Annotated in this window: 24 protein-coding genes, 4 tRNA genes and 1 riboswitch; of the genes, 8 read left to right on the top strand and 20 right to left on the bottom strand. The window is 41.4% G+C overall.

Annotation, left to right across the window (positions count from 1 at the left end):
- Positions 1-143 precede the first annotated feature (143 nt).
- From F885_RS13415 to F885_RS13500, 18 genes are all read right to left on the bottom strand, one after another.
- Positions 144-218, bottom strand: a tRNA-Thr gene (locus F885_RS13415).
- An 11-nt stretch (positions 219-229) separates the two neighbouring features.
- Positions 230-305 (bottom strand) — tRNA-Gly (locus F885_RS13420).
- A gap of 33 nt (positions 306-338) precedes the next feature.
- Positions 339-422 (bottom strand) — tRNA-Tyr (locus F885_RS13425).
- Positions 423-476: 54 nt separating this feature from the next.
- A tRNA-Thr gene (locus F885_RS13430) sits at positions 477-552 on the bottom strand.
- 99 nt (positions 553-651) lie between these two features.
- On the bottom strand, positions 652-2,145 hold the full coding sequence (gene trpE, locus F885_RS13435; RefSeq protein WP_005314857.1) for an anthranilate synthase component I: 1,494 nt from the start codon (positions 2,143-2,145) through the stop codon (positions 652-654).
- 109 nt (positions 2,146-2,254) lie between these two features.
- Positions 2,255-2,920: a phosphoglycolate phosphatase gene (locus F885_RS13440; RefSeq protein ID WP_004802217.1), complete on the bottom strand. Its 666-nt coding sequence runs from the start codon at positions 2,918-2,920 to the stop codon at positions 2,255-2,257.
- Between the two features lie 70 nt (positions 2,921-2,990).
- The gene (locus F885_RS13445; RefSeq protein ID WP_005314855.1) at positions 2,991-3,608 is read right to left on the bottom strand and encodes an FHA domain-containing protein; all 618 of its coding nucleotides are present in this window, start codon (positions 3,606-3,608) and stop codon (positions 2,991-2,993) included.
- 63 nt (positions 3,609-3,671) lie between these two features.
- Positions 3,672-5,924 carry a type II secretion system secretin GspD gene (gene gspD / locus F885_RS13450; protein ID WP_004802213.1) on the bottom strand — a complete coding sequence of 751 codons (2,253 nt, stop codon included), beginning with the start codon at positions 5,922-5,924 and terminating at the stop codon, positions 3,672-3,674.
- Positions 5,925-5,964: 40 nt separating this feature from the next.
- Complete coding sequence (locus F885_RS13455) at positions 5,965-6,804, bottom strand: type II secretion system protein N (protein ID WP_005314853.1); 840 nt, start codon at positions 6,802-6,804, stop codon at positions 5,965-5,967.
- Entirely contained in the window at positions 6,804-7,547 is a 744-nt protein-coding gene (gene gspN / locus F885_RS13460) for a type II secretion system protein N (RefSeq protein WP_005200559.1), read from the bottom strand. The genes F885_RS13455 and gspN overlap by 1 nt, the downstream gene beginning before the upstream one ends.
- 177 nt (positions 7,548-7,724) lie before the next feature.
- The gene (locus F885_RS13465; protein ID WP_004802206.1) at positions 7,725-8,051 is read right to left on the bottom strand and encodes an H-NS histone family protein; all 327 of its coding nucleotides are present in this window, start codon (positions 8,049-8,051) and stop codon (positions 7,725-7,727) included.
- A 391-nt stretch (positions 8,052-8,442) separates the two neighbouring features.
- Complete coding sequence (locus F885_RS13470) at positions 8,443-8,880, bottom strand: acyl-CoA thioesterase (protein ID WP_005314851.1); 438 nt, start codon at positions 8,878-8,880, stop codon at positions 8,443-8,445.
- An 8-nt stretch (positions 8,881-8,888) separates the two neighbouring features.
- Entirely contained in the window at positions 8,889-10,082 is a 1,194-nt protein-coding gene (locus tag F885_RS13475) for a hypothetical protein (protein WP_005314848.1), read from the bottom strand.
- Positions 10,083-10,088: 6 nt separating this feature from the next.
- A complete protein-coding gene (locus F885_RS13480; RefSeq protein ID WP_005314846.1) occupies positions 10,089-10,916 on the bottom strand; it encodes a hypothetical protein in 828 nt (275 codons plus the stop codon).
- Complete coding sequence (locus tag F885_RS13485; RefSeq protein WP_005314843.1) at positions 10,913-11,689, bottom strand: uroporphyrinogen-III synthase; 777 nt, start codon at positions 11,687-11,689, stop codon at positions 10,913-10,915. The genes F885_RS13480 and F885_RS13485 overlap by 4 nt, the downstream gene beginning before the upstream one ends.
- Complete coding sequence (gene hemC / locus F885_RS13490) at positions 11,689-12,606, bottom strand: hydroxymethylbilane synthase (RefSeq protein WP_005314840.1); 918 nt, start codon at positions 12,604-12,606, stop codon at positions 11,689-11,691. The genes F885_RS13485 and hemC overlap by 1 nt, the downstream gene beginning before the upstream one ends.
- A gap of 111 nt (positions 12,607-12,717) precedes the next feature.
- Entirely contained in the window at positions 12,718-13,458 is a 741-nt protein-coding gene (locus F885_RS13495) for a LytR/AlgR family response regulator transcription factor (protein ID WP_004802194.1), read from the bottom strand.
- A 57-nt stretch (positions 13,459-13,515) separates the two neighbouring features.
- Positions 13,516-14,658, bottom strand: coding sequence for a sensor histidine kinase (locus F885_RS13500; protein WP_005314837.1), 1,143 nt, complete (start codon positions 14,656-14,658; stop codon positions 13,516-13,518).
- Here F885_RS13500 and argH point away from each other — a divergent pair.
- Together argH and F885_RS13510 are read left to right on the top strand one after the other, a co-directional pair.
- Entirely contained in the window at positions 14,649-16,082 is a 1,434-nt protein-coding gene (gene argH / locus F885_RS13505) for an argininosuccinate lyase (RefSeq protein ID WP_032859170.1), read from the top strand. The genes F885_RS13500 and argH overlap by 10 nt on opposite strands.
- Before the next feature lie 9 nt (positions 16,083-16,091).
- Entirely contained in the window at positions 16,092-16,364 is a 273-nt protein-coding gene (locus tag F885_RS13510) for an oxidative damage protection protein (protein WP_005154766.1), read from the top strand.
- Between the two features lie 295 nt (positions 16,365-16,659).
- On the opposite strand, the gene phoU is transcribed toward F885_RS13510, so the two are convergent.
- Entirely contained in the window at positions 16,660-17,382 is a 723-nt protein-coding gene (gene phoU / locus F885_RS13515) for a phosphate signaling complex protein PhoU (RefSeq protein WP_004802187.1), read from the bottom strand.
- Between the two features lie 147 nt (positions 17,383-17,529).
- Positions 17,530-17,650: riboswitch (TPP riboswitch) on the top strand.
- An 89-nt stretch (positions 17,651-17,739) separates the two neighbouring features.
- Here phoU and thiC point away from each other — a divergent pair.
- The 6 genes from thiC to F885_RS13545 all read left to right on the top strand — a co-directional run bounded on the left by thiC (position 17,740) and on the right by F885_RS13545 (position 24,151).
- On the top strand, positions 17,740-19,635 hold the full coding sequence (gene thiC, locus F885_RS13520) for a phosphomethylpyrimidine synthase ThiC (RefSeq protein ID WP_005314830.1): 1,896 nt from the start codon (positions 17,740-17,742) through the stop codon (positions 19,633-19,635).
- 75 nt (positions 19,636-19,710) lie between these two features.
- The gene (locus tag F885_RS13525; RefSeq protein WP_005314826.1) at positions 19,711-20,328 is read left to right on the top strand and encodes an NUDIX domain-containing protein; all 618 of its coding nucleotides are present in this window, start codon (positions 19,711-19,713) and stop codon (positions 20,326-20,328) included.
- Between the two features lie 22 nt (positions 20,329-20,350).
- On the top strand, positions 20,351-21,166 hold the full coding sequence (gene cpdA / locus F885_RS13530; RefSeq protein WP_004802181.1) for a 3',5'-cyclic-AMP phosphodiesterase: 816 nt from the start codon (positions 20,351-20,353) through the stop codon (positions 21,164-21,166).
- 189 nt (positions 21,167-21,355) lie between these two features.
- A complete protein-coding gene (gene dksA / locus F885_RS13535; RefSeq protein ID WP_004802178.1) occupies positions 21,356-21,889 on the top strand; it encodes an RNA polymerase-binding protein DksA in 534 nt (177 codons plus the stop codon).
- 11 nt (positions 21,890-21,900) lie between these two features.
- The gene (gluQRS, locus tag F885_RS13540) at positions 21,901-22,809 is read left to right on the top strand and encodes a tRNA glutamyl-Q(34) synthetase GluQRS (RefSeq protein WP_005314823.1); all 909 of its coding nucleotides are present in this window, start codon (positions 21,901-21,903) and stop codon (positions 22,807-22,809) included.
- A gap of 88 nt (positions 22,810-22,897) precedes the next feature.
- Entirely contained in the window at positions 22,898-24,151 is a 1,254-nt protein-coding gene (locus tag F885_RS13545) for a hypothetical protein (RefSeq protein WP_005314820.1), read from the top strand.
- Positions 24,152-24,216: 65 nt separating this feature from the next.
- Here the strand turns inward: F885_RS13545 and ftsW are convergent, their stop codons facing one another.
- Positions 24,217-25,410: a putative lipid II flippase FtsW gene (gene ftsW / locus F885_RS13550; protein WP_005314817.1), complete on the bottom strand. Its 1,194-nt coding sequence runs from the start codon at positions 25,408-25,410 to the stop codon at positions 24,217-24,219.
- Positions 25,411-25,417: the final 7 nt, after the last annotated feature.

Below are 25,417 nucleotides of genomic sequence, written 5' to 3'. Positions count from 1 at the left end.
CGACACCAGTTTAGAGAAAAACAACCCTGAAAAACCTTCTTTATCGACATTCGCCTAAAAAACTAGACACCTAATACTTGAAAAGCAGACTATAATAGCCTGCTTCTTTAAAAACTTGTGGAATAACCACTAAACTGTATATCTGGAGCTCTTATCGAGATTTGAACTCGAGACCTCTCCCTTACCAAGGGAGTGCTCTACCACTGAGCTATAAGAGCGACATCTTCGATGGAGCGGGAGACGAGGATCGAACTCGCGACATGCAGCTTGGAAGGCTGCCACTCTACCAACTGAGTTACTCCCGCATGTTGGTACTGACCACTTCAATCGAAGTTAGATGGTGGTGAGAGAAGGATTCGAACCTTCGAAACTTTCGTAGCAGAGTTACAGTCTGCCCCCTTTGGCCGCTCGGGAATCTCACCATATCACACTTACACAGTGCTGTTCTTTCACTTCATACTACCACACTTTTAAGATGGTGCCGGCACACGGATTCGAACTGTGGACCTACTGATTACAAGTCAGTTGCTCTACCAACTGAGCTATGCCGGCTCTTTCTTAGTGTTTCGTACGTTTCGTATCGGAACGGTGTGCAGTTTAGCAAAACTCTGAATCGATGCAAGTGCTTTTTTCAAAAAAATCGCTAAAAACTCATAAAATCAATCCGTTTGACGATAATTCAACCGCTTTGATCACTGCGCGAGCTTTTATTTGGGTTTCATTCCATTCAGATTCAGGATTTGAGTCTGCAACTAACCCTGCTCCTGCTTGTACATAGACCTTTTTATCACGAATTACACAAGTGCGAATCGCAATCGACATGTCCATTTCACCATGCCAGCCTAAATATCCAACAGCACCGCCAAATACACCACGTTTCACAGGCTCAACTTCGTCAATAATTTCCATGGCACGAATTTTTGGTGCACCTGAAAGCGTCCCCGCTGGAAATGTTGCTTTAAACACATCCAAAGCATCGACATCATCACGGACTTCACCCTGTACATTAGAGACAATATGCATGACATGTGAATAACGTTCGATCACCATACGGTCAGTGACTTGCACTTTCCCAATTTTAGAAACACGTCCCACATCATTACGACCCAGGTCAATCAACATCAAATGTTCTGCAATTTCTTTTTCATCCGCCAATAGATCTTGCTCCAAAGCAAGATCCTCTTCTTTGGTTTTACCACGCGGGCGTGTACCCGCCAAAGGGCGTACTGTTGCGATGCCATTTTCTAAGCGAGAAAGAATTTCCGGTGACGAACCCACAATATGGAACGGCTTTTGATCCGTTAAGGTTTGTCCTTGTACCAAGAATAAATACGGCGATGGATTTAAATGGCGTAATGCACGGTAAACCTGCAATGCCTCACCATCAAAATCAGACACCATACGTTGACCAGGCACTACCTGCATCACATCTCCAGCACGAATATATTCTTTGACCTTTTCAACCGTCTCAAGGAATTTTGCTTTGCCTGTGATCGATTCAAAATGCGGTGCAGTATGTGGTTTCGCTTGCAAGCTGACGGGTATTGCGAGTAACTGCTCAAGCTGATCCAGCTTTTGCTGAGCTTGAGCATAAGCATCAGGCTGATTCACATCGGCATGATGAATTAAAAATAAGGTATCTTTTAAATTATCAAACACAATCACGGTTTGAGAGAGCATCAACCAAAGGTCGGGTAGCGTTACAGGATCAACAGCAGGCACGTTTTTCAGTTTTGGTTCAATATAGCGTACAGCGTCATAGCCTAAATAGCCCACCAATCCTCCAGTAAAGCTTGGTAGATCAGGTAATTCAACTTGAGTAGGGACTTTAAACTGGCTTTGAAACTCACGTATATAGTCAAAGGGATCAGCACAATCTTGCTGTTTAACCGTACCATCTGCCTGTTGAATGGTGAGTACACCTGCATTGCATGAAAAAACAGTCGATTCCCCTAGGCCAATCATCGAATATCGCGCCCAGTTTTCCCCACCTTCGACAGACTCAAATAGATAAGCTTGTTTTTGTTGTTTAAAACGTGCAAAAACAGAAAGTGGGGTTTCAGTATCCGCTAAACGTTGGCGGTAAACAGGAATGGTGTTATAGCCTGCTGCTTTTAATTGTTCAAATTGTACGAATGTGGTCATGAATCTTCTCTATGGTTTTAATTTCTGTGCGTTGTTTCTTTAGTGCTATCTCAAGCCCGCCATCGAAAAACCATAACCATCTTCATGCCTATCTCCTTATTCAATCTGCTTAAACCAATTCCACCAAACGATCGACCACTTGTTGTGGCTGGCAGTCATAGATACTCTCTCCATGATTATAGCCATAGCTGACCACAATACAATCAATACCTGCGCGTCTTGCCGCTTCAACATCATTACTTGAATCACCAATCATCAATGTTGCGGACGTTGTCGTATTCTGAGCTTGCACGCAATGCAACAATGGCAAAGGATGTGGTTTACGTTCAGCTAAACTATCACCACCAACAACCATTTTAAAATAAGGACTCAATTGCAGAATATCCAAAATGCCTTTCGCTAAATGTTCAGGCTTATTGGTGACACATGCCATAGCAATATCATGATTTTGACAATAGTCTAAAAAAGGCAGAACCCCTTCATAGACTTGAGTATTTACACAGAGTTCCTGAGCATAGACGTCAACAAATGTACTGAGGAGTTGTTCTTGCTGCTGCGCACTAACGTGCCCAAACAAATGCTCCAACACAGCCTCACATAGTTTAGCTGCACCCTTTCCGACCCAAACACGAACTTGCGCTTCAGTCACTGTCGCGAAGCCCAGTTTTTCCAAACTCAAATTCATCGCTCGATATAGATCAGCGGCGGAATCTACCAATGTTCCATCCAGATCAAATAAAACTAAATTACGGCTTTGTAACTGAGCAACAGACATATATTTCGACCCAAGAAATGAAAAAGGCATACCAACGTGGGCATGCCTTGATTGTAAAAGCTTCGCCCGATTATTTAAAGAACAGCCAAGCAATCACTGCTAAAATGATCAGTACAATAATCGAAATCAAACCAACAGAAGCGTTCTTTTGTTGCTCTTTTTCCTGAGCAACGCGTGAAACTGGCTCATCAATCGCGACAGGCTGTGGCTCAGGAACCACCTGAACACTCACACCTTCTGGAATTGGAGCAGGTTTTGGAATACCAACCTGTTGTGGCATACCATCACGACTGATCGGTGTTTCAACTGCTCGCTCAGCAATGCTTGGCATACCTTGATCATGTGATGCAGCCGTTACAGGCTCAATCTCAATTTCAGGTAATTCAATTTCAGCTGTCGCTGGCGCAAGTACAGAGAATACAAAGCTTGCAAATTGTACGATATCGCCATCATGTAATTCGGTTTCCTGCTCAACACGCACATCGTTGATAAATGTACCATTTGACGAATTGAGATCTTGTACCCAAAGCTGATTATCTTTTAACACTAAAGCTGCATGACGACGCGAGATATCCGCTGATTGCAACAAAATATCAGCATCTTGGTGTCGCCCCACCAACATGTCACGTTCGACATTCAGTTCTTGCCCCGTAAATTCACCTGTAATGGCTTGCAATTTCCAAGTCATAGATGCATATCCTTATATAATTTCTTGCAATCATAACATTGTGACATAAGCGCTTCTGTGCATCTACTGTGAAGACGCTGGACGGATTGTCGTAGTGGTCACTGTGTTTTTACTACGCTCTGTTTCCTTGACCGGAAGTTGCACCGTTTTCTGCTGTACTGGAGGCTCTTCAATCGCAACTGGTGTTGTCACTACCACTGTTTTTTTAGCTTGGGTCGCGGTTGGAACTTTTTGATAAGGTGAATTCACTATTGCGGGTTGCGGGTTATAAATATCCGTAACATTTTCTGGCAACTTAGCAAAATTACCATTCTTATCCATTGCTAATTGCAAACTATACAATTGATTATAGCGCTGTTGAGATAAACGTCTCACGTCATCCGAATCTCCAACAATGGTTGGATGAATAAAGACCAGCAGGTTACGTTTTTCTTTACTCTTTGAATCCGCGCGAAATAAACGCCCGACATAAGGAATATCACTGAGGATCGGTAAACCTTGGCGTCCCATCGTTGCATTATCAACGACCAAGCCACCCAATACCACTGTCTGCCCATGATCTGCCAATACGGAGGTCTTAATTGCCCGCTTGTTGGTAATTAAATCCGCGGCCTGACCTTTCCCTTCCACATTGGAAACTTCCTGTTCAACTTCCAAACGGACTGAACCACCCTCGCCAATATGCGGAACGACTTTCAGGGTTACACCAACATCTTTACGCTCAACCGTTGTATATGGGTTCACAGTACTATTGCCTGTCGTTGCCACAGAGCCCGTGACAAAAGGAACGTTTTGCCCCACAACAATATAAGCTTCTTCATTATCCATCGTTACGATGGATGGCGTAGAAAGAAGATTCGATTGGGTATTTTCTTTTAATGCTTGAATCAGTGCACCATAGAGTTGACGAGAACCATTGCTGCCTTCTTTATACTTGCCTAAACCAATTGCAGCACCAGTCCCCAGAGCAGCACCAGCACCAGCTGCACCACCCGTTAAATAACCAGCCGCAATTTTGGACAAGCTTGATCCAACATTGGAAAAGTTGATTAGCCCGACACCGCTATTTAAATCACCCATCGCCCATTGCACACCCAATTGGTCTGCATCAGTTCCAACCACTTCAATAATCGCAGCCTCAATTAACACCTGCTGACGACGTGTATCCAATTGCTGAATCGCTGCATCAATTTCACGCATCAACTGAGGGTCAGCTTTCACCACCAACGCGTTTTGTGTTGGATCGGCAATAATACTGACACCGCCCTGATTAAAACTGGTGATACCTGAGTTCTGACTATTATTCGAATTGCTATTTAAATTAATTGAAGGTGTCGAAACAGAAGAACCTGTTGATGAGCTTGAATTCTGATTGTTCGAAATTAAGTTATTAATCGAATTTGATCTATTATTATTGCTATTTGATGATGAAGATGACGCCGATTGTCCTGTCACCAAACCTTGTAAAATCTCAGCTAAGTTCTTTGCGCTGGCATATTTCAAACGAAAGACCTTAAGCCCCCCCAAACGATCTGCTGACGGTACATCCAACATTTCAATCATCTGACGTAAGCGTTTACGTGAATCTGGATCACCCTTAATCAAAATCCGATTGGTGCGATTATCCGCAATAATACGTACACGTGAACCAATAAAGTCCTTCGATGCACCTGTTGCACTCATGGTCTCCAACAAGCCAATGATTTCTTCAGCTTGGCTTGATTGTAAGCTAATCGCCTCAATATCATTTTGCCCTGTACCATCCAAATTACGCACAATATTTTCGAGCTGATAAATATTGGTTGCACGATCAGAGACAATTAAAGCATTGGTGCCAGCAACTGCCGCCAAATGTGCGAATTGTGGCATTAACGGGCGTAATGCAGGAATCAAATCATTCGGATTGGTATTTTGCAACCAAATCACACGCGTTACAATCTGATCCCCCCCTGCGCGACTACGTGCATCATAAGGAATCCCAGAGTTTTTCGCATTGCTATCTGGTACAAGCTTAACCGTATTCCCAGAAGGAAGCGCGACCACGCCATTAACGTTGAGTACACCTAAAAATAGGTCATACACTTCATCTTTATTGAGAGGCTTGTTGGAAATAACCGTCACATTACCGCGCACACGAGGATCAACAGCAAAGTTCTTCCCTGTAATATCTGCAACTTCATTAATAAATGCGGTTAAGTCTGCATCACGTAGATTAATCTTCCATGTTTGTGCTTGCACATTGGTACTGATTGTCGCGACCAAAGGTGCTGCGGCAAGTAATGCCCAAAGTGGACGTTGATGATTTAAAAAAGCCATAACCTGCACTTATTCCTAACTGATGTGTGACGTGTGATCACTAAAAACTTTGTTGTATGGTCATCACTTGATCACCACGTTTTATTTCTATTTTGGCATGCCCTTCACGACGTACTTGCTCTAATAATTGTACTTCGTTGAGTCCCTGCCCGACGCTTTGACCATTGATCGATAGAATACGATCACCAGAACGCAAACCCAAGGTATTTTTTAAATTCGATGGCGTCTTATCCGATATTTCATAACCATCTGTGCCACCACCGCTCACCCCCATATTTTTCAGATATTGATCGCGATTGTCCTGCATTTGTTGAATTGCCTGACCTAAAGCGGATTGTGGTGTGTTCTGTGTCGGTGCAACAGTTGGAGGCTGAACATTATTGGCACTATTAAGTACGGGTGCAATGGGTTGATATAAACCTTTGTCCAATCCCTTAAATTTAACTTCTCGGGTAGCACCGTTGCCTTGTTTCAAGATCACATGATCCCAATACACTTCTGCCAGTTGATATGACGTTGATCCCACCGTTTCGCCAACACGATAACGTTCAGCAGTATCATTCAACTTAATCACAGCAGAAGACAAGTAATTTGGCTGGCCTAACAATACACCTTGCAATTCCAAATTAACATTATCATCTGCCGAGGTCGCTGCCGGCTCATTAAATAGCGCAAAGGAGCTAATATTAGGGACTTGGGCTTGTTGTGAACCTAGATCAACCCGATCAAATTGCATCGGTTGTGGCGGCGCAACTACCCACCAAAATAAAGAAGCCAGTTTCCAACATAACCATAAGATGAGTAGTACTAAAATCAGACCACTGAGCTTGTCCAGCTTTTGCCAACGCAGTTGTTGCATTTTTTGAGTGATTGCTTTCATTAGAAACCACCTTGCAGCAGCGGCTGACGCGAACTGATCACATAAGTATCTAGCCCAGCCTTACCTTGGTAAGATGGAATATTCAACAGCATTCTTTGTGTTAGCTGCACATCCAACATCAAATTTGTGTCTAGGCTTAAATTTGCCATTTTCTGCTGACGTTGATCGCGGACATCAATTTTTAACTGCCCATTTTCATCTTTCAGATCAGCCACTAAAGATGGCATATTCATACGGTCCTGACGCTGGCCAAAAGTATAGCTCAACGCGCCACCACCCCAATTCAATTGACCTTCTGTCGCACTAAAGCCTTTTTCTTTTTGATAATTCAATTGTACGTCTTTCAATTGAATTGAATTTTCAGGCCATTGCCAGTTGGCAAAATATTTTAATGTTTCAGGTGAAATTTTACCCTGCAGGTCTTTGATCATCATTTTTTGACCTAAACCATAGGCAAAAATTCCATTGAACTGGGTATTACCACTATGAATATCGAGATCTGCGCCAACGCGTAGTAACAGCAAATCGAGGGGACGGGTTTTCCAATGCACTGATCCACGCAATTGACCGCGCTGCCAATCTGCTTGCCCCTGCCAGATATTACCACTAACATTATGTAATAATTGATTATCTTTTGAAAATTTCGCAATTAACCATGTTGCTGGAATTTGTAAAATAATAAAAATTAAAAATGCAAAAATGGCGAAAAGCCACCATCTCCATTGCTTGGTTTTTTTCTTCATTCCACCCTTACCAACATGCAAATATCATCCTTTTTGAGACAATCGCCCCCTGAATGACATTATGCATACTTTTTCAACATCGCCAATTCTCTCATATAAAAAAACCAAGCTTTTTAAGCCTGGCTTTTAATAAAGGATAAAGTCATCGTATGACAGAACGATGACTTTTAAACTTGTTTAGATTAAGAAATCTTCAAGTTTTGCACCTTTCTCTAACTCAGCAACTAACCAGCGTGGCTGTTTACCACGACCAGTCCAAGTTTCTTCAGCATTGCTTTTATTACGGTAGCGTGGCTCTACTGCTTTACGCGTTGTTTTCTTACGCTTTTGCTCGCCCACTTCCAATAATTCTTCAACACTGAAGCCAATCGCATCTGCAATTGCAATAATTTGATTATATGCATCTTCAATTGCTTGATCTTTTTTACTCGCAATTAAAGCTTCAGCTTCAGCTTGTAAACGTTTTAAATCTTCTACAGATAACTCGCTAATATCTGGTTTCATTAGAACCACTCCGACTTAATAGGGGAAATATATCACTCAAAAATAAAATGAATTTCAAATTCGATTCAATATTAATTTATAAATGATTAAATAATCAATATAAGATTACCCCACTTAATCATATATCAAGCACTAAATCGCATTTTATTTACAATAAACCCAAAAAAAAGCAGCCGTGTTATATAAAAACATATTTTATAAAAGTGAATAGCAGACTAGTAGCAATACGATTTATATTAATTTACTCTTAATTTTATCTAAAAAATTCTAATTTTATTGGGCTTATCAAGGTTCAAATACACCAATCTTTCCAAAGCAGCGTATTTGAACCTTATTATATGAATTTACTATATAATCAAACAAAAATAGACATAATCGTCTTTATAATAATTTAATGAGATATTAAAGAGTGATCCACGCTTTGCTCGAGTTGAATTATCTTTTGCCTAATCGTATCAGGGATATTTAATTTTTTTGAAGTTAGCTTATCAACACAGACCATAACCGCCTCACCAGTCGCGACCACTTGATTCTGTGTTTCACTCCATAACACATAATGCATACGAAAAGCGCTATTTCTTAACTCTTCAATCCTTGCACCAATATGCAGCACATCAGGGTAGAATACCGGACTTAAATATTTACACTGGCTTGATGCAACGACTGTCAATATATCCTGATCAAAGATATTCAACGCCATTAAATAAGCAATGCGTGCACTCTCGATATAACGATAATACTGCACATTATTTACATGACCAAAAGCATCCATATCTCCCCAAGCAACCGTTTGCTTAAGCACAACCGGATAGACAGACAGTTCCTTCATATTTTCACTCATATCTTAAAATTAAGAAAATTCACATCATTTTCAAATATTAAATTTAACTGCCTGATTAAATCAGGATTATCACCCAAAGTTGATTTAATCCTTAAATAGCTCATTAAAATATTATCTGGATATAAAGTTAATAATTGCTCTGCTTCTGCCTGCCGTTGTGTTGCCACATAAATATGCCATTTTGCAAAGCTAAGCATCGGCACACTGGTATAACGCTGTTCAAGTTGCATAATGCGCTGCTCGACATAGGCATAATCTGGGATCTGCTTCAATAATTGTTGTTGGAACCACAGATAAAATACTTCTGGATCAAACTGATCTTGCAATAAATGCAAAGCCAGATCTTCATGCTGCAAACTCATTTCTGGCATACGTGCCAATAATTTCAACCAGAGTACTTTACTACTGTATGGACGAGTTTGAATCTCATCCTGTAAAACCAGATAACGTTGCTGTAATGCAGCAAGATCGTCCACAGAAGCCTGATCAAATCGTATAAGTAACTGCTGTAGCCATAAGTCACGATGTTCTGCATCTAATAAACCGTATTGGGTTGTTTGCAAGAATAACCACGGCTCTTGTAAGGCAAGCTTCCCCCATAATGCAGTAATACGTTGCTGATAAGCTGTTTCAATCTCAGTCAACCACGGAGAAAGCTGATGCTGGGCAAGAAACTCTAGATGGGTCAGCGCTTTCTGTGTTTCCTGCCGCTCAAGATAAATATCTATGCGTTGTAATTCAGCTAGCTCAAATGCCATCGGTGCAGATTTTTCCAAACTCTGCAAGGCAGTTTCATAATCGCCATTCTTATAATCAAATTGCGCATCAATAATATGATTAAGCAATCCTGACTGAGTATAAACACGCTCAATAAATACTTGCTGATCTTTCGCCGCTTCCAACAGCCAGACAATGCCAAGCTGTTCATAAGGATGCAAATCTTTAAAATGAAGGATCGTTTCTTTTTTCCGCTGCTCGCGGGCAAAATATCGTTTACCGAATAACCAAGTTAATTGTGCCAATAAACTGATCAGAATAAATAGTCCAATGAGCCCTAAAACACCCGTTTGAAATTGCCAATCTCGCCAATAGATATAGACATAGCCATTTCCATAGCCATAACTCAATACAGAAAACAGTGCGAATAGCACCAAACTTGCAAGCACATAAATCAACAGTAAACGTTTCATAATGCCTTATCCCAACAAACCCAGTGCGGTTAATTTCGGTGTTGGTACTACAGGTAGATTTGAAATTTTCTCTAAGCGTAATTTCATTTGTTGACTATTTTGATCTGGTAATTCAGCAAGTAATTGCATCACTTCCAGAATAGATTTTCGATATTCTGTTCGTTGCCCTTGTTTTAAGGCTTGAGAAGCGAGTAACAAACGTAATTGTGCTTCTTTCAAGGTAATATTACGATTCATCAAGTTAGGTGAGTTGCGCTGTACTTTTTCTAATTTGAACCACTGCCACCACGATGCCGTTTCATTTTTTGTCATAGACACTTTCGGGTTTCGGATTTCTTGTTGAATCTTTTGATCTAATTGCTGCAACAAATTATCCAGTTGCTGCTGCTGTTGTGTCTGACTCAAAACATATTGTTGAATGGCTTGTTTATCCTGCTCAATCGACTTAACCAAGCTATGTTGTAACGCAGGAGATACTGCATATTGCACAATATGCTGTTGCACTTGATTAAGTTGATCCAGCGCATAGATAAACTGTTGTTGATCCAATGCAAATTGAACCAATTGCATTTGCTGCTTAATCAAAATAACTGGTGCAATCCCCGTCACCGTAGTCGGGATGGAGACACTATCTGTGGGCTCTACCGAGCTGGTATTTTGCAACTGGCGTTGTACTGCAACAAATTGATCATTCAATAAAGCATAACGCTGCTCAGTTTGATCTAATTGCTGTTGTAACTGCGGTACAGTTTGAGAATATTGTGCAACATCGTAACTGAGTTTAGCTAACCACAATAAACTCAATCCTAATATTAGATAACCAATTTTTCTCATACATGTCCTTGCCAATCACTCATGCGTTGAATGATCTCTGATGCAGATAAATTTTCAAGCTGAATAATGTTAAATCCTTGAGCAGTCTGGTCCCGCACCTGTCTCATAATCTGAACCAGACGTGAGCCTAAAACCAAATAAACCCACTCTGTCGCACATGCATGCTGTCCACATAGCTGCTGCCAATAGTTCCAACTCGCTTCACTACTAATCAACACCGCAACAGGCTGATTTAAACTTATTTTTTTTACAATTTCAGGAAATTTAGAAAAACTTTGTTCTGGGCATTGCCGGCGATAAAGCACAAAATTCAGAATCTCAACACCTTGTTGCTGCAATTGCTGCATCATAAACTGCCGCCCTCCCAAACCACGCCAGAATGCAATTTTCTTTAAATGCATCTGCTGTTTTAGGATAGGAAGCTCCAGCATTCCCTCTGAAGTTTCCACCTCAGGAACAACACTTGCTATTTTAAATTGGGCTAAAGCCTTTGCTGTAGTTTGCCCCACTGCGACCCATTGAATATGTTTAAGCTGATCAAGTTGTAATCCCGCTTGCTGTAAATAACGCATCCCAATATCAACAGCAGTCGGACTAACCACCACAATCACTTGAGTCTCAGCCAAGGCGAAGTAAAGTTGTTGCAAAGCTTCAGAAAAAGGTTCTGCAACCAACTCAAGTAAAGGCAGCGCTTCAACCTGATAACCAACTTCTCTCAGAGCTTGAGTTAAAACAGAAGCACGGTCATCAGGACGTGTATTAATAAACAGCATTAATACAACGCTTTGAGCAATTCACCCGCACCTTGCGCTAACAAGCGCTGAGCAAGCTGCTCACCGAGTTGCTCAGCATCAACTGTTGCACCAACCAATTGCTCTTTCAACAAAGTCTTGCCATCTACACTGCCAACACGCCCTTCAATGTGTAATTGATCATTGGCCAAAATCGCATAACCTGCAATCGGCACTTGGCAACCCCCTTCCAGATAGGCATTAAAGGCACGTTCTGCACGTACACAAATCGAGGTTTCTTCATGCTGTAAGGGTTGGATCAACTTTAATAATTCCACATCATCCGTACGACACTCTAAACCAAGCGCACCTTGCCCCACCGCGGGTAAACTTACAACAGGGGTTAAGCAATGGCGAATTCTATCCGCGAGGCCTAACCGTTTTAAACCAGCACTGGCCAAGATGATCGCATCATACAAACCATCATCCAGCTTGGATAAACGCGTCCCTACGTTTCCACGTAAATCGATAATTTCTAAATCAGGACGGAGCTGTAAAATTTGACACTTACGGCGTAGGCTCGATGTACCTACTTTCGCACCTTGTGGCAACTCATCAAAATGTGAATATTGGTTTGAGACAAACGCATCTAAAGGATCTTCACGTTCACAGATCACGGCCAAGCTTAAACCTTCTGGTAAATGCATCGGTACATCTTTCATTGAATGTACAGCTAAATCCGCACGACCATCCAGCAATGCTGCTTCTAGCTCTTTTACGAATAAACCTTTACCACCAATTTTAGCTAACGGTGTATCTAAAATCTTGTCGCCTTGGGTGACAAACTTAACCAATTCAACCGTTAAATCCGGATAAAGCGCATTTAAACGAGAACGAATATGTTCCGCCTGCCAAAGTGCAAGAGGGCTTTGTCGAGTCGCAATTTTTAAGGTTTTCATAAATTCAAGTTAAGTATTGATCAAAGCAATTGTTCCAAACTTAACTTGATCACCTGAAATTGCAAGTAAAAATTCATAAAGTGATCAATCATTCAGCTGAAAAGCGGGGTTTTATAATTGATGCATACACTCTCTTAAACTCGGCAAGTGGCGACGGCTGACAGACAATCGCTCCTCCAACTCACGCAAACGCACCTGATATTGCCCAGCAGCCACCAATTCCAACCCTTCGAGATAGTCGAGCGAGACTAAGGCATTACGATGAATACGGATAAAACGGTCTGCAAATTCTAATTCCAAGTCTTTCAGTGTTTCATCAATTAGCACACTGCCATTTTTATGGCGAACAGTGACATATTTCTGATCTGCTAAAAAATAATAAACATTTTCCAATGGAATCAGTTCTACCCCGCGATAGGTTTTCGCAGCAATTTGATGGCGTTGTGTTTTGGTATCGTACATATCGTCTTGTTGTTTTAAACCAGTCATTTGTGCTTGTGTAAGGTGAGTTAAATGATTAAACACCTGTTGTAAATCTTGTTGTGCAACAGGTTTAAGTAAATATCCTTGTGCTTGAAATTTAAATGCTTCCAATGCATGTTGATCATATGCCGTACAGAAAATAATCGCAGGTCTAGGATTGAGCTGATTGAGTTGTTCAGCACATTCCAAACCATTCATTCCTGGCATTTGAATATCTAATAAAACGACATCAGGTGAGTCGTTTTCAATATGATTTAACACATCCTGACCATGATGCGCCGTCGCAATGACTTCGTGCCCCATCTGGGTCACTAAACGTGACAAACGCTCTACTGCGAGAGGCTCATCATCAGCAATCAGAACTCTCATCCTCTCCTCCTTGTCACCGTTAACTTCATCCATATTTTTTATGGTTAACTTGACTTATTATTTTACTCGATAGTGGTAGCTCACCACCGTCGTATATAACGACGTTCCCCCATAAATCTGAAACTTAACCGTTTGCCCATAATAAGCTTTCAGGCGCTGCTTCACATTGTCTATCGCAATACCATTTCCCTTTCTCGATTTTATTGTATCGTGAGAATAAGGGTTAGTAATGACTATACTGACTTGATTTTGCAATATTTCAACCAATACGCTAACGGTCGAAGGTTGCAAAACTTTCTCCACCCCATGAAAAATACTATTCTCAAGCAAAGGTTGCAACGTTAATAACGGAATCGTCACTCGTTTTAATTCAATGGGTGTCGCCTGTATGTTCCATTCTACATTCAAACGGGCACCTAAACGCATCTTTTCTATACTTAAATATTGCTGACATAAGTCAATTTCCTCAGCCAAGCTCACCAACTTCAGTTCTTGAAAACTCGCTCGGAATAAGCGCGACAAATTAATCAACATATTTTCAGCTTTTTCAGGGTCAATCGCAATTAAGCTCACCACACTATTCATACTATTAAATAAGAAATGAGGGTGTATCCGTGCCTGCATCGCCTGAATTCGCGCATTCAATTCACTATATTGCTGATTCATCCATTGCTCACGCATATACAAGTAACGCAAACAGAAAGCGCCTAACAAAACCCCATAGCTTAAATGTAAACTGCTCCCATGAAATAAGATCTCCTCTGAAAATGAACCTGAACGTGCAGCCCAATATTGAATAATATTGATCGCACAGGTAGTCAACAGTACAATCAGTTGCAACAGTACAAAGCCCATTATCAAGGCGACTTTCTGACTAAACTTAGCAAAAAAATCCTTAAAATAATCAACTAGTGTTGCGAAAGACAAAATCACCCAATTAATAAAAACCATATATTGCAGTACACGGAAGCCCTCTAAGGCTTGCCATGAGCGAGCTTCAGCCAAAGCCAACACCATCGCCAAGACATTACTTGCAACAATTAATTCTAATAAGTATTGCCATTGCCCAATTTTCGTAAAAAAATAGGAGCCTGATGGATTCCCCTGACGAGTTTGCGATAACTTCTTACGTCGAGTTTCGGCAACTGCGTTTGGATTTGCTATACTCTTTTTTATTTTGCTGAGCCGCCATGACCACATCTTCTCAATCCTCTTCTTCAGCCAGCCCGAATCAAACCTCTGGAATGTGGGGCGGTCGCTTCTCTGAAGCAACAGATGCTTTTGTTGCAGAATTTACCGCATCTGTGCAATTTGACCAACGTTTTTATAAACAAGATATTGCAGGTTCAATTGCGCATGCCACCATGCTTGCCAAAGTAGGTGTCCTCACTGAAGCTGAACGCGATGACATTATTCAAGGTTTAAGCACTATTCAAGCTGAAATTGAAGCTGGTAACTTTGAATGGCGCATTGATTTAGAAGATGTACACATGAACATTGAGTCTCGTTTGACTCAACGTATTGGCATTACAGGAAAAAAATTACATACTGGCCGTAGCCGTAATGACCAAGTTGCAACCGATATCCGTTTATATTTGCGTGATGAAATTGACGACATCTTAGGTCTATTATTACGCTTACAAAAAGGCTTACTGGGTTTGGCTAGTCAAAACACCAACACCATTATGCCAGGTTTCACTCATCTACAAACGGCTCAACCCGTGACCTTTGGTCATCACCTGTTAGCATGGTTTGAGATGTTAGTCCGTGATACTGAGCGTCTACAAGACTGCCGTAAACGTGTGAATCGCATGCCACTTGGTTCAGCCGCCTTAGCTGGAACAACCTATCCGATTGATCGTGCTTACACCGCAGAACTTCTTGGCTTTGAAGCAGTTTCAGAAAACTCATTAGATGCAGTTTCTGATCGTGACTTTGCCATTGAGTTTAATGCAGCTGCATCTTTGATCATGATGCATTTATCACGTATGTCAGAAGAGCTTATTTTATGGACTTCGGCACAATTCAAGTTCGTGAATATTCCTGATCGCTTCTGCACAGGCTCATCCATCATGCCACAGAAGAAAAACCCAGATGTGCCTGAGCTGGTTCGTGGTAAGTCAGGTCGTGTTTTTGGTGACTTAATTAGCCTATTAACTTTAATGAAAGGCCAACCATTGGCTTATAACAAAGACAACCAAGAAGACAAAGAACCATTGTTTGATGCAATTGATACCGTTCGTGGTTCATTGATGGCATTTGCCGATATGGTTCCAGCCTTAGTGCCAAATATCGAGATTATGCGTGAAGCAGCTTTACGTGGTTTCTCTACTGCAACCGATCTTGCAGACTACCTCGTCAAAAAAGGCGTGGCTTTCCGCGATGCACATGAAATTGTTGGTAAAGCGGTCGCTTTAGGTGTAGCTGAAGAAAAAGATTTATCTGAATTGACACTTGAACAACTGCAACAGTTCTCTGATTTGATCACAGCAGATGTATTTGACAAAGCATTGACGCTAGAAGCTTCTGTCAATGCGCGTGATCACATTGGTGGAACCTCTCCAAAACAAGTTGAAGCTGCGATTGCCCGTGCGCACACTCGCCTAGAACAGTTATACGCTTAAGGATTTATGATGACTAGACAAGTACTTTGCCGCAAATACAAACAAGAGCTTGAAGGCTTAGACTTTGCGCCATTTCCAGGCGCCAAAGGCCAAGAGTTCTTTGAAACAGTTTCAAAACAGGCATGGCAAGAATGGTTAAAACATCAAACCACCCTGATTAATGAAAAACGTTTGAATGTATTTGAACCTGATGCGAAGAAGTTCCTCGAAGAACAACGTGAGAAGTTCTTTAATAACGATGAAAGCGTAGAAAAAGCGGAAGGTTGGACTGAACAAAAATAAGTCGTTTTGTCTCACCCTGCTGTAAAAAGAGAGCTGTATTTCAGTTCTCTTTTTACATGATATTTACATAAGTAATAAAGCCTTACAGAGTATACACACTTGTCTACATGACTCTTTCGGGTAGCGTGTTTATAGTTATATTCAGAAGGACAAAGAGATACGTTGATATCTCACGTAACGCATGATATTTCTCTCCCAGACTTTCCCCCGAAGTCTGGGATTTTTTTATTACGCCTCTCTCAAAATTAAAAAACCGCTCTAGTTAGAGCGGTCAGTGATTATTTTACTTTTACCATTATTTTTGATGCACTTTCTGTTCAATTTCTTCAATACTGGTATGACGTACATCGGTACCTTTCGCCATATAAATAACTTGTTCTGAAATATTACGTGCATGATCACCGATGCGCTCTAATGAACGCAATACCCACATCACGTTAATCACACGTGAGATATGACGCGGATCTTCAATCATATAGGTCATTAAAGTACGTGTTGCCGACTGATATTCACGATCAATATCCACATCCGCCATCACCACTTTCAAGGCTTGCTCCACATCTAAACGTGCAAAAGCATCTAATGCATCATGAATCATGACACGTACTTGGTTTCCAATATGACGTGTTTCCATATAACCACGAGGAGACTCACCTTCTTCACACAGGTTTTGCGCAATGCGTGCAATTTTTGCAGCTTCATCACCAATACGCTCTAAATCGGTATTGGCTTTACTCATTGCGATCACCATACGCAAATCAATTGCTGCAGGGTGACGACGTGCGAGAATTAAGGTTAAACCTTCATCAATATCACGTTCGAATTGGTTCACTGCATTGTCTTTAAACTGCACATCAATGGCTAAGTTCGCATCTGTGTCTAATAAAGCATGAATTGAGTTAGCAACTTGTTGCTCCACTAATCCACCCATGGTCATAAACTTGGTGTGCACATCTTGCAAGTCTTCATTAAATTGTGAAGAAATATGATGACTTAACACAGGATTGCTTGGGCTCACAGTATGCCTCCACTAGACACATGGAAAAAATGATTGGTGATTAAAACATAGAAATGATGAAACTTTTATGACAATAGCACGGATTCGTCCCCTGTTGATTGGTGTGAATTGATACAACAAAAATAAAAAAATCTGTTAGTCTAAATGCCTAGCTTGACGGAGCGCAGTTAACAAACTGCTGAGATTATCTTAATTACGCAATTTAAAGATAAGTACCGTTGAACCTGATCAGGTTAACACCTGCGTAGGAATCAAGCCCAACAAAAACTTCGCCTGCATTTATCTCATTCACGAGGTGAATCCGCCATGGTTTTTGGTCGTGCTTGATTCGTTAATGCCATACATAAGGATCATGCCATGAACCAATTAACGAATCTTTCCCCTGCTGATATTTCTGCTCAACATGAGCAAGCTGCAAAAGATTTAACCCGAATATTACCTGCATCTCGAAAAGTCTATGTTGAAGGTTCTCGCCCTGATATCCAAGTTCCCTTCCGTGAAATTAGCTTAACCGAAACGCCGACTGGCTTAGGTGGTGAACACAATCCACCCGTCATGGTCTATGACACTTCAGGCGTATATACCGATCCAAATGTACAAATCGACCTGAACAAAGGCTTACCTTTAGTGCGTCAAACATGGATTGAAGAACGCCAAGATACCGATGTACTTTCTGGTCTTAGCTCTGAGTTTGGTCAAGCACGTTTAAAAGATATTCGTACAGCTGAAATCCGTTTTGCCCACATTCAAAACCCACGTCGCGCGCAAACAGGAAAAAATGTCACGCAAATGCACTATGCCAAGCAAGGTGTTATTACTCCTGAAATGGAATATATCGCCATTCGTGAGAACCAGCGCCAACGTGAAAATGTAGATATGCGTCAGCATCCAGGGCAAAACTTTGGTGCACAAAACTTAAGAGAGATTACACCTGAGTTTGTCCGTCAGGAAATTGCTGCGGGTCGTGCCATTATTCCGGCCAATATTAATCACCCAGAATGCGAACCGATGATCATTGGTCGTAACTTTTTGGTGAAGATTAATGCCAATATTGGGAACTCTGCACTTGGTTCATCTATTGATGAAGAAGTCGCGAAGATGACGTGGGCAACCCGCTGGGGTGCCGACACCATCATGGATTTATCGACAGGTAAAAATATTCATGAAACCCGCGAGTGGATTATCCGCAACTCACCTGTTCCAATCGGAACTGTACCGATCTATCAAGCACTCGAAAAAGTCGATGGTGTAGCTGAAGACCTAACATGGGAAATCTTTAAAGACACCTTGATTGAACAAGCCGAACAAGGCGTTGACTACTTCACCATTCACGCAGGTGTATTACTGCGTTATGTACCCATGACCGCAAATCGTCTCACGGGCATAGTGTCTCGTGGCGGTTCGATTATGGCGCAATGGTGCTTGGCCCATCATGAAGAAAACTTCTTGTACACGCATTTTGATGAAATCTGCGAAATCATGAAGGCCTATGACGTGTCATTCAGTTTGGGAGATGGTTTACGTCCAGGTTGTGTGCAAGATGCCAATGACGAAGCGCAGTTTAGTGAGCTTAAAACATTGGGTGAATTAACGCATCGCGCTTGGGAACATGATGTACAAGTCATGATTGAAGGTCCTGGTCACGTGCCAATGCATATGATTAAAGAAAATATGGATCTTCAACTCGAAGTCTGTAAAGAGGCGCCTTTCTACACCCTTGGCCCACTCACCACAGATATCGCACCAGGTTATGACCATATCACCTCTGCGATTGGTGCTGCAATGATTGGTTGGTACGGTACGGCGATGCTGTGCTATGTCACGCCAAAAGAACACTTAGGTTTACCGAACAAGAAAGACGTCAAAGACGGTATTATCACCTACAAGATTGCAGCACATGCAGCTGACTTGGCCAAAGGCCATCCAGGTGCACAAGTCCGAGATAATGCCTTATCTAAAGCACGCTTTGAATTCCGTTGGGATGACCAATTTAATTTAAGCTTAGATCCAGACACAGCACGCAGCATGCATGATGAAACGCTTCCCAAAGAAGCGCATAAATCTGCACACTTCTGTTCGATGTGTGGACCAAAATTCTGTTCGATGAAAATCACCCAGAATGTGCGAGATTACGCGCAAAATCAACACAATGCCAAGCAGTCAAATGATGCCGAAACAGAAGTTGAAGCAGGTCTCAATGCGATGAAAACCGCTTATCAGGAACATGGTCAAAAATTGTACCACAAGGTGTAAATCAACTAAAAAAAGATTTTCCTGCGAATCATTCTCGGTTAGGATGAGATATGTACAATCTCATCCTGATTGAAGATGAATATTCTTGACCACGCCAGCTATTCAGCAACCGACGTTACGATAGAATCTCGAGAGCCTTTATTTCGAGGATTCATTCAAGTTGAGAAAGTGAGTTTAAAACATCGGTTATTTCACCGAGAAGATTTTTCACCTTTAATTCAACGTGAATTGGTTCATCGTCCAGAAGCCGCTGGCGTTTTACTATATAATGACCAACAACAACGCTTTGCACTGATTGAACAATTTCGTGTCGGTGCATTGAGTGATCCAGTGTCGCCATGGCAACTCGAAGTCATCGCGGGGGTACTTGATGGAAATGAATCGCCTGAAAGCTGTATCCGCCGTGAAAGCCTAGAGGAATCTGGCAGTGAGATCACCACATTAAAACATTTATTTAGCTTCTACCCTTCTGCTGGCGCATGTTCTGAATTTTTTCATTTATATGTAGCAGAAGTTGATTTGCCAAAGGACGGGGGCATTTTTGGGATGCCAGATGAAGGGGAAAATATTCAACTTCATCTATTTGATTATTCCGCATTAGAAGCATTATTAAATAACGGGCGGTTGAGAAACGCACCTGTAATCATGGCATTGCAGTGGCTGTCTCAACATATACAACTACAACAAAGATAAAAATCTGAAGGGGCTAACGACGGTGACTTTCCAAGTCTCATCATTATCGCAACAAGATTTTGTGATGATACAGATTACTGATACACATTTATTAGAGTATCCACATTTAGAATTTGTCGGGATGCAGCCCGAACAAAGTTTTCATGCTGTAATCGACTTGATGCGCCAGCAACATCCTCATATTGACCTCATTGTACACACCGGTGATTTGGCACAATCGCCAACACCATTGACATATAAACGCTATGTACAACATATGCAAAGCGTGGGAATTCCCTTTTTCCATACGCCAGGCAACCATGACGATGTGGCGCATTTTCCATTTCATGAAACAGATCCAACTCAGCCAACGGTGATTGAACTAGGTCAATGGTGCATTATTTTATTAAATAGCGCACAACCAAAACGTATTGATGGAAAAATTGCTGACGCACAATTGCAGCAACTCACCCAATTACTTGCACAACAACATGATCGTCATGTGCTGATTGCTTGTCATCATCATCCTTTTGCGATGCAATCGGCATGGATTGACCAACACAAGCTCAAAAACTCCTCAGACCTGTTGGAAACAATCCAACCATTCTCCAATGTCAAAGCAATAGTCTGTGGTCATGTACATCAAGATTCGATCAATACATGGCAAGGTGTTGAATTTTTATCTACCCCTTCAACCTGTATCCAATTCAAACCAAGAAGCGATAAATTTGCACTCGATGAAGAGCATCCTGGTTACCGCTATATCTGCCTTAAAGCGAACGGTGAACTGGAAACTCAGGTCTATCGTTTACCGACATCGCAACGAATGAGTAGTTCTGAAGTTTTAGGATATGATTAAACTTTTGATTACAAATTACATTGTCAATTTCAGACAAAATCTGGACGGGAATGACTACCATCTTGCTCAAAAACTCTATATGATGTCGACCCTTGATGGGAAAAACCATCTCAGGTTTCTATAAAAACACTTGCATATCACCATATTTTTTGCGTATAGATAGTACGTGTAAGATGAGGAATGCCCTATATGGCGAATGACAACCAAAATCAAGTCTTGGACGAACAGACAGAAGTGATCGACGATCAAAAATTGGCTGTAAAACGTACACGCAAAACCAAACCAAAAGCTTCAGAAAGCGGTACAACTGCGAGCTTATTTGGAATTGCGCCTTATCAGCCAAAGAAAAATGAAGAATATATGTCTGAAGGACAACTTGAGCATTTCCGCCAAATTTTAAATGCATGGAAAGCAGAGTTAATGTCTGAAGTTGATCGTACTTTAAATACGATGCAAGACGAATCTAGTGCACTTCCTGACGTCAATGACCGCGCGACGCAAGAAGAAGAATTTGCGATTGAATTACGTACACGTGACCGTGAACGCAAACTCATCCGTAAAATCGAACAATCGATTGAAGCCATTCAAAACGAAGACTACGGTTTCTGTGAAACTTGTGGTATCGAGATTGGCTTACGTCGTTTAGAAGCTCGCCCAACTGCGACTTTATGTATCGATTGCAAAACTTTGGCTGAAATCAAAGAAAAGCAAAATAACGGTTAATTTTGAAAACCGTGTTGAGCCATGAAGTTAAGCAAAGCGATGCTTTGCTTAATCTTCGCTCATATGTGGGTCGGTTTGCGCCATCGCCAACCGGCCCATTGCATTTTGGCTCCCTGCTCACCGCAGTTGCCAGTTATTGCGACGCCAAAGCCAATCACGGCCAATGGCTGGTTCGGATTGAAGATACCGACATCCCTCGCATTTATCCCAATAGCGAAGCACACATTCTCTCTTGCATTGATGCCTTTCAATTTGAACCCGATGCAGAAATTATTTTTCAAAAAGATCGTTTCGAGATCTATGAGCAGGTGCTTGAGCAACTCAAGCAATTCAATGCGATTTATGCCTGCCAATGTACCCGTAAAATGCTGGGTTCCAATCATATCTATGCCGGAACCTGCCGCAATCTCAATCTTGATTTTGCTGATCAGGCCGTTCGCTTAAAAGTTTCCGACCAACTGATTTGCTTTCAAGATCGATTACAAGGCCAGCAGTGTTCTAACTTACAGCATGATCTGGGTGATTTTGTATTAAAGCGTCGTGATGGCATTATCAGCTATCAATTGGCAGTAGTGGTCGATGATTATCTGCAAGGCATCACGCATGTTGTACGCGGTGCGGACTTACTCGATAACACCGCTCGACAAATCTGGTTAGGTTCTTTACTGGGTTATCCAAGTTTAAGCTATATGCATTTACCACTTGCCATGAACGATCAAGGGCAAAAACTGTCTAAACAGAATCTGGCACAAGCATTGGATATCACTCAAGCCCCCAAACTATTACAGCAAGCGATCTTGGCTTTAGGCCAACCTGCGGTGGAACTGAATCAACCGCGGATTATGCTACAACAAGCCGTGCAGCAATGGGATGTCAAGCTGATTCCAAAAGGTGAGCATTTAACTGGAATCTATTTATAAAAACAATTAACTAAAATAAAATCAATCACCAAAATAAAAAGCTTTCATCACATTAAAAATTTGAGACAACAAATTAAAGGGGAAACATATGTCTTTAGGTGCAATTTATTTATGGGAACCTGAAATTTTTACAGCCGAGATTCCTTCGCTGAATGATTCTGAGCGTGCAGCTTATGATTTATATCAACAGCACCGAGATACTGAGAGTCAAGGCAAGACACTACAGGCATGGATTAATTATATTGTTATAAAAGTAACCGATCCAAAATATAGCGAGTTCTTTTCTAATGAAATAGAGGACTGGGTTATAGGTTTACAGCACGGTCTAACAACGGCACCGTGTGCGATATTAGAATTAGAACATTTCGATATTTTGGCGCAAGGTGATGCGTTATACAGAGTATTTTATGAAGCTGTTCGGGCTTCAGGAGTCGGTTTTTATGAACCACGCTTTGCGGCATGGGGAGTAAGCGTTCTCCAAGTCCCAACCAATGCGGTCTCAGCAATTCTTAAATCTTTTCTTAAACCCTTAAGCACTGAACAACAGGTCTTTGATCTGGACAATATTCAGGCGCCACGAAATATAAAAAAAGCTGAAGAATTGTTTAAGCTATGGTGTTTACATCACCCCGTTTTAAAAAAGCTAGAGTTACATCGGTTTTATCGAAATTATGATTTTATTGACCCCCAATGGAATCGCCCTGACGCTGAAACTAATATGAATAGTGGAATGAGACATTTCATACTTATTAGCGATAGAAAAAGTATTTTTTATCAACTCAAAGTTATCTTGTGGAGTTTAACCCAATCTCCAGACATTGATCTGACTTTGGATTTGACAAATCATTTCTTAACAGAAGAGATGAAAAGTAAATTTACCAAGAAACTTAAAGTTAGAGTCGACATACCAGATATTAGAGATACAACAAAAAGAGTATCTGGAGCTGAACAATTTTATGCATTAAATTTTAATTTAAACTCAAGATGGGAAAGTAACTATGGCATCCAAATTTTTTTCCCAGAGTTTGATCGACTTGTAAATTTTTTGCATCAGCATTTCGCAAACGGCAATCTCAAAAGTCTACAAACATGGGCATATGGAGATGCGATTGATCATATTCTAGTGCAAATGCATTGGTCACAGGAACTCATGATTATTGCGCTTGGGTTAGATAAGGATTATTTAGAAAAACGTTATCAATATCATGCTGAAATTCTTCGTCATGAAAAAAAAGACGCTGAACTTAATTACTTAAATGATAGCTATGCAGAATATAAAATATTAATGAATTTGGTTGAAGAGGCTGGTACCGCATTACCGCCATATCAAAAAATACAATAAATACAGATTCCCCTCTTCCTTTATCTCACATCATATTTGGATAAAGAAAGAGGGAGAGACGTCTATCAGAAATTTGATTCTTCTTTTACAGGATTCAACTCTTGCGTTGACGCATCAATTTTTAGAATCAAGCTAATCATCGCCGCACACATCATGAGTGATGTACCGCCATAACTAATGAAAGGCAGAGTCAAACCTTTGGTTGGCATCAAGCCCATATTCATGCCTGCATTGACCAAAATCTGCATCAGGAAGATGATACTAATCCCGTAGGCCAAATAACCTGCACGTAAGTAGTTATGTTGCAAGGCACGGTGACCAATACGGATACAACACGCCAGCATGGTAAACGACAGCATCATCACAATCGACACACCAAAGAAACCAAACTCCTCACCTAACACCGCCAACATAAAGTCGGTATGCGCTTCAGGTAGATATGAGAGCTTCTGTACACTGTGCCCTAAGCCCGTACCAAACCACTCACCACGACCAAAGGCCATCAAAGCATTGGAGAGCTGATACCCCACACCCAAAGGATCTGCCCAAGGGTTAGTAAACGAAATCAAGCGTTGGAAGCGGAATGGTTCGAAAATAATTAATGCACTGACACCCGCAAAGATTGCACCCAGCATAATCAAGAACTGCGTTGCAGGTGCACCCGCCAAGAAGAATACACCCACCATCATTAACACGATAACAACAGTTGCGCCCAAGTCAGGCTCAGCAACAATAAAACCAACCGTTAAAGCCATCACCCCGCTTAAACGCAATAAGCCTTTCCAGTGGGTACGGACCTCTTTGGCTCGACGCACCACATAGTCTGCGGTGAAAATCGCCATCACAATTTTGGCAATCTCGGTTGGCTGCAAGGTAAAGCCACCGACCTTAATCCAGCGATGGGCACCATTCACTTCAGAACCCACCACCAGCACCGCCAACAGCAATACGATGGTAATGAGCCATAAAGGAAAGGCATTTTTAAACCACAGATTTAATGACACCCGATAAGTCAGAAACGCCACCAGCGCAGCCACGACAATTGAGATACCATGACGAATCAAGAAATAAAATGGGCTTTCATGGATATATTCTGCATATGGCATCGAAGCAGATGCCACCATAACCGAACCGAAACACAGTAAAGAAATCACACAAAAAATCAGGATATTCCGCGCTGTCATTTCTGCTGGAAGCTTGGGTAAACGATTCAGCAACTGCGAAATCTTTTGCACCGTATTTTGGGCTAAATCAGCCATAGTCTTG

The sequence above is a fragment of the Acinetobacter higginsii genome (assembly GCF_000369845.1).
In the GTDB taxonomy this organism is placed as follows: Bacteria; Pseudomonadota; Gammaproteobacteria; order Pseudomonadales; family Moraxellaceae; genus Acinetobacter; species Acinetobacter higginsii.
Note: the sequence above shows the minus strand (reverse complement) of the source record. Positions and strands in the feature narration are given on the sequence as shown.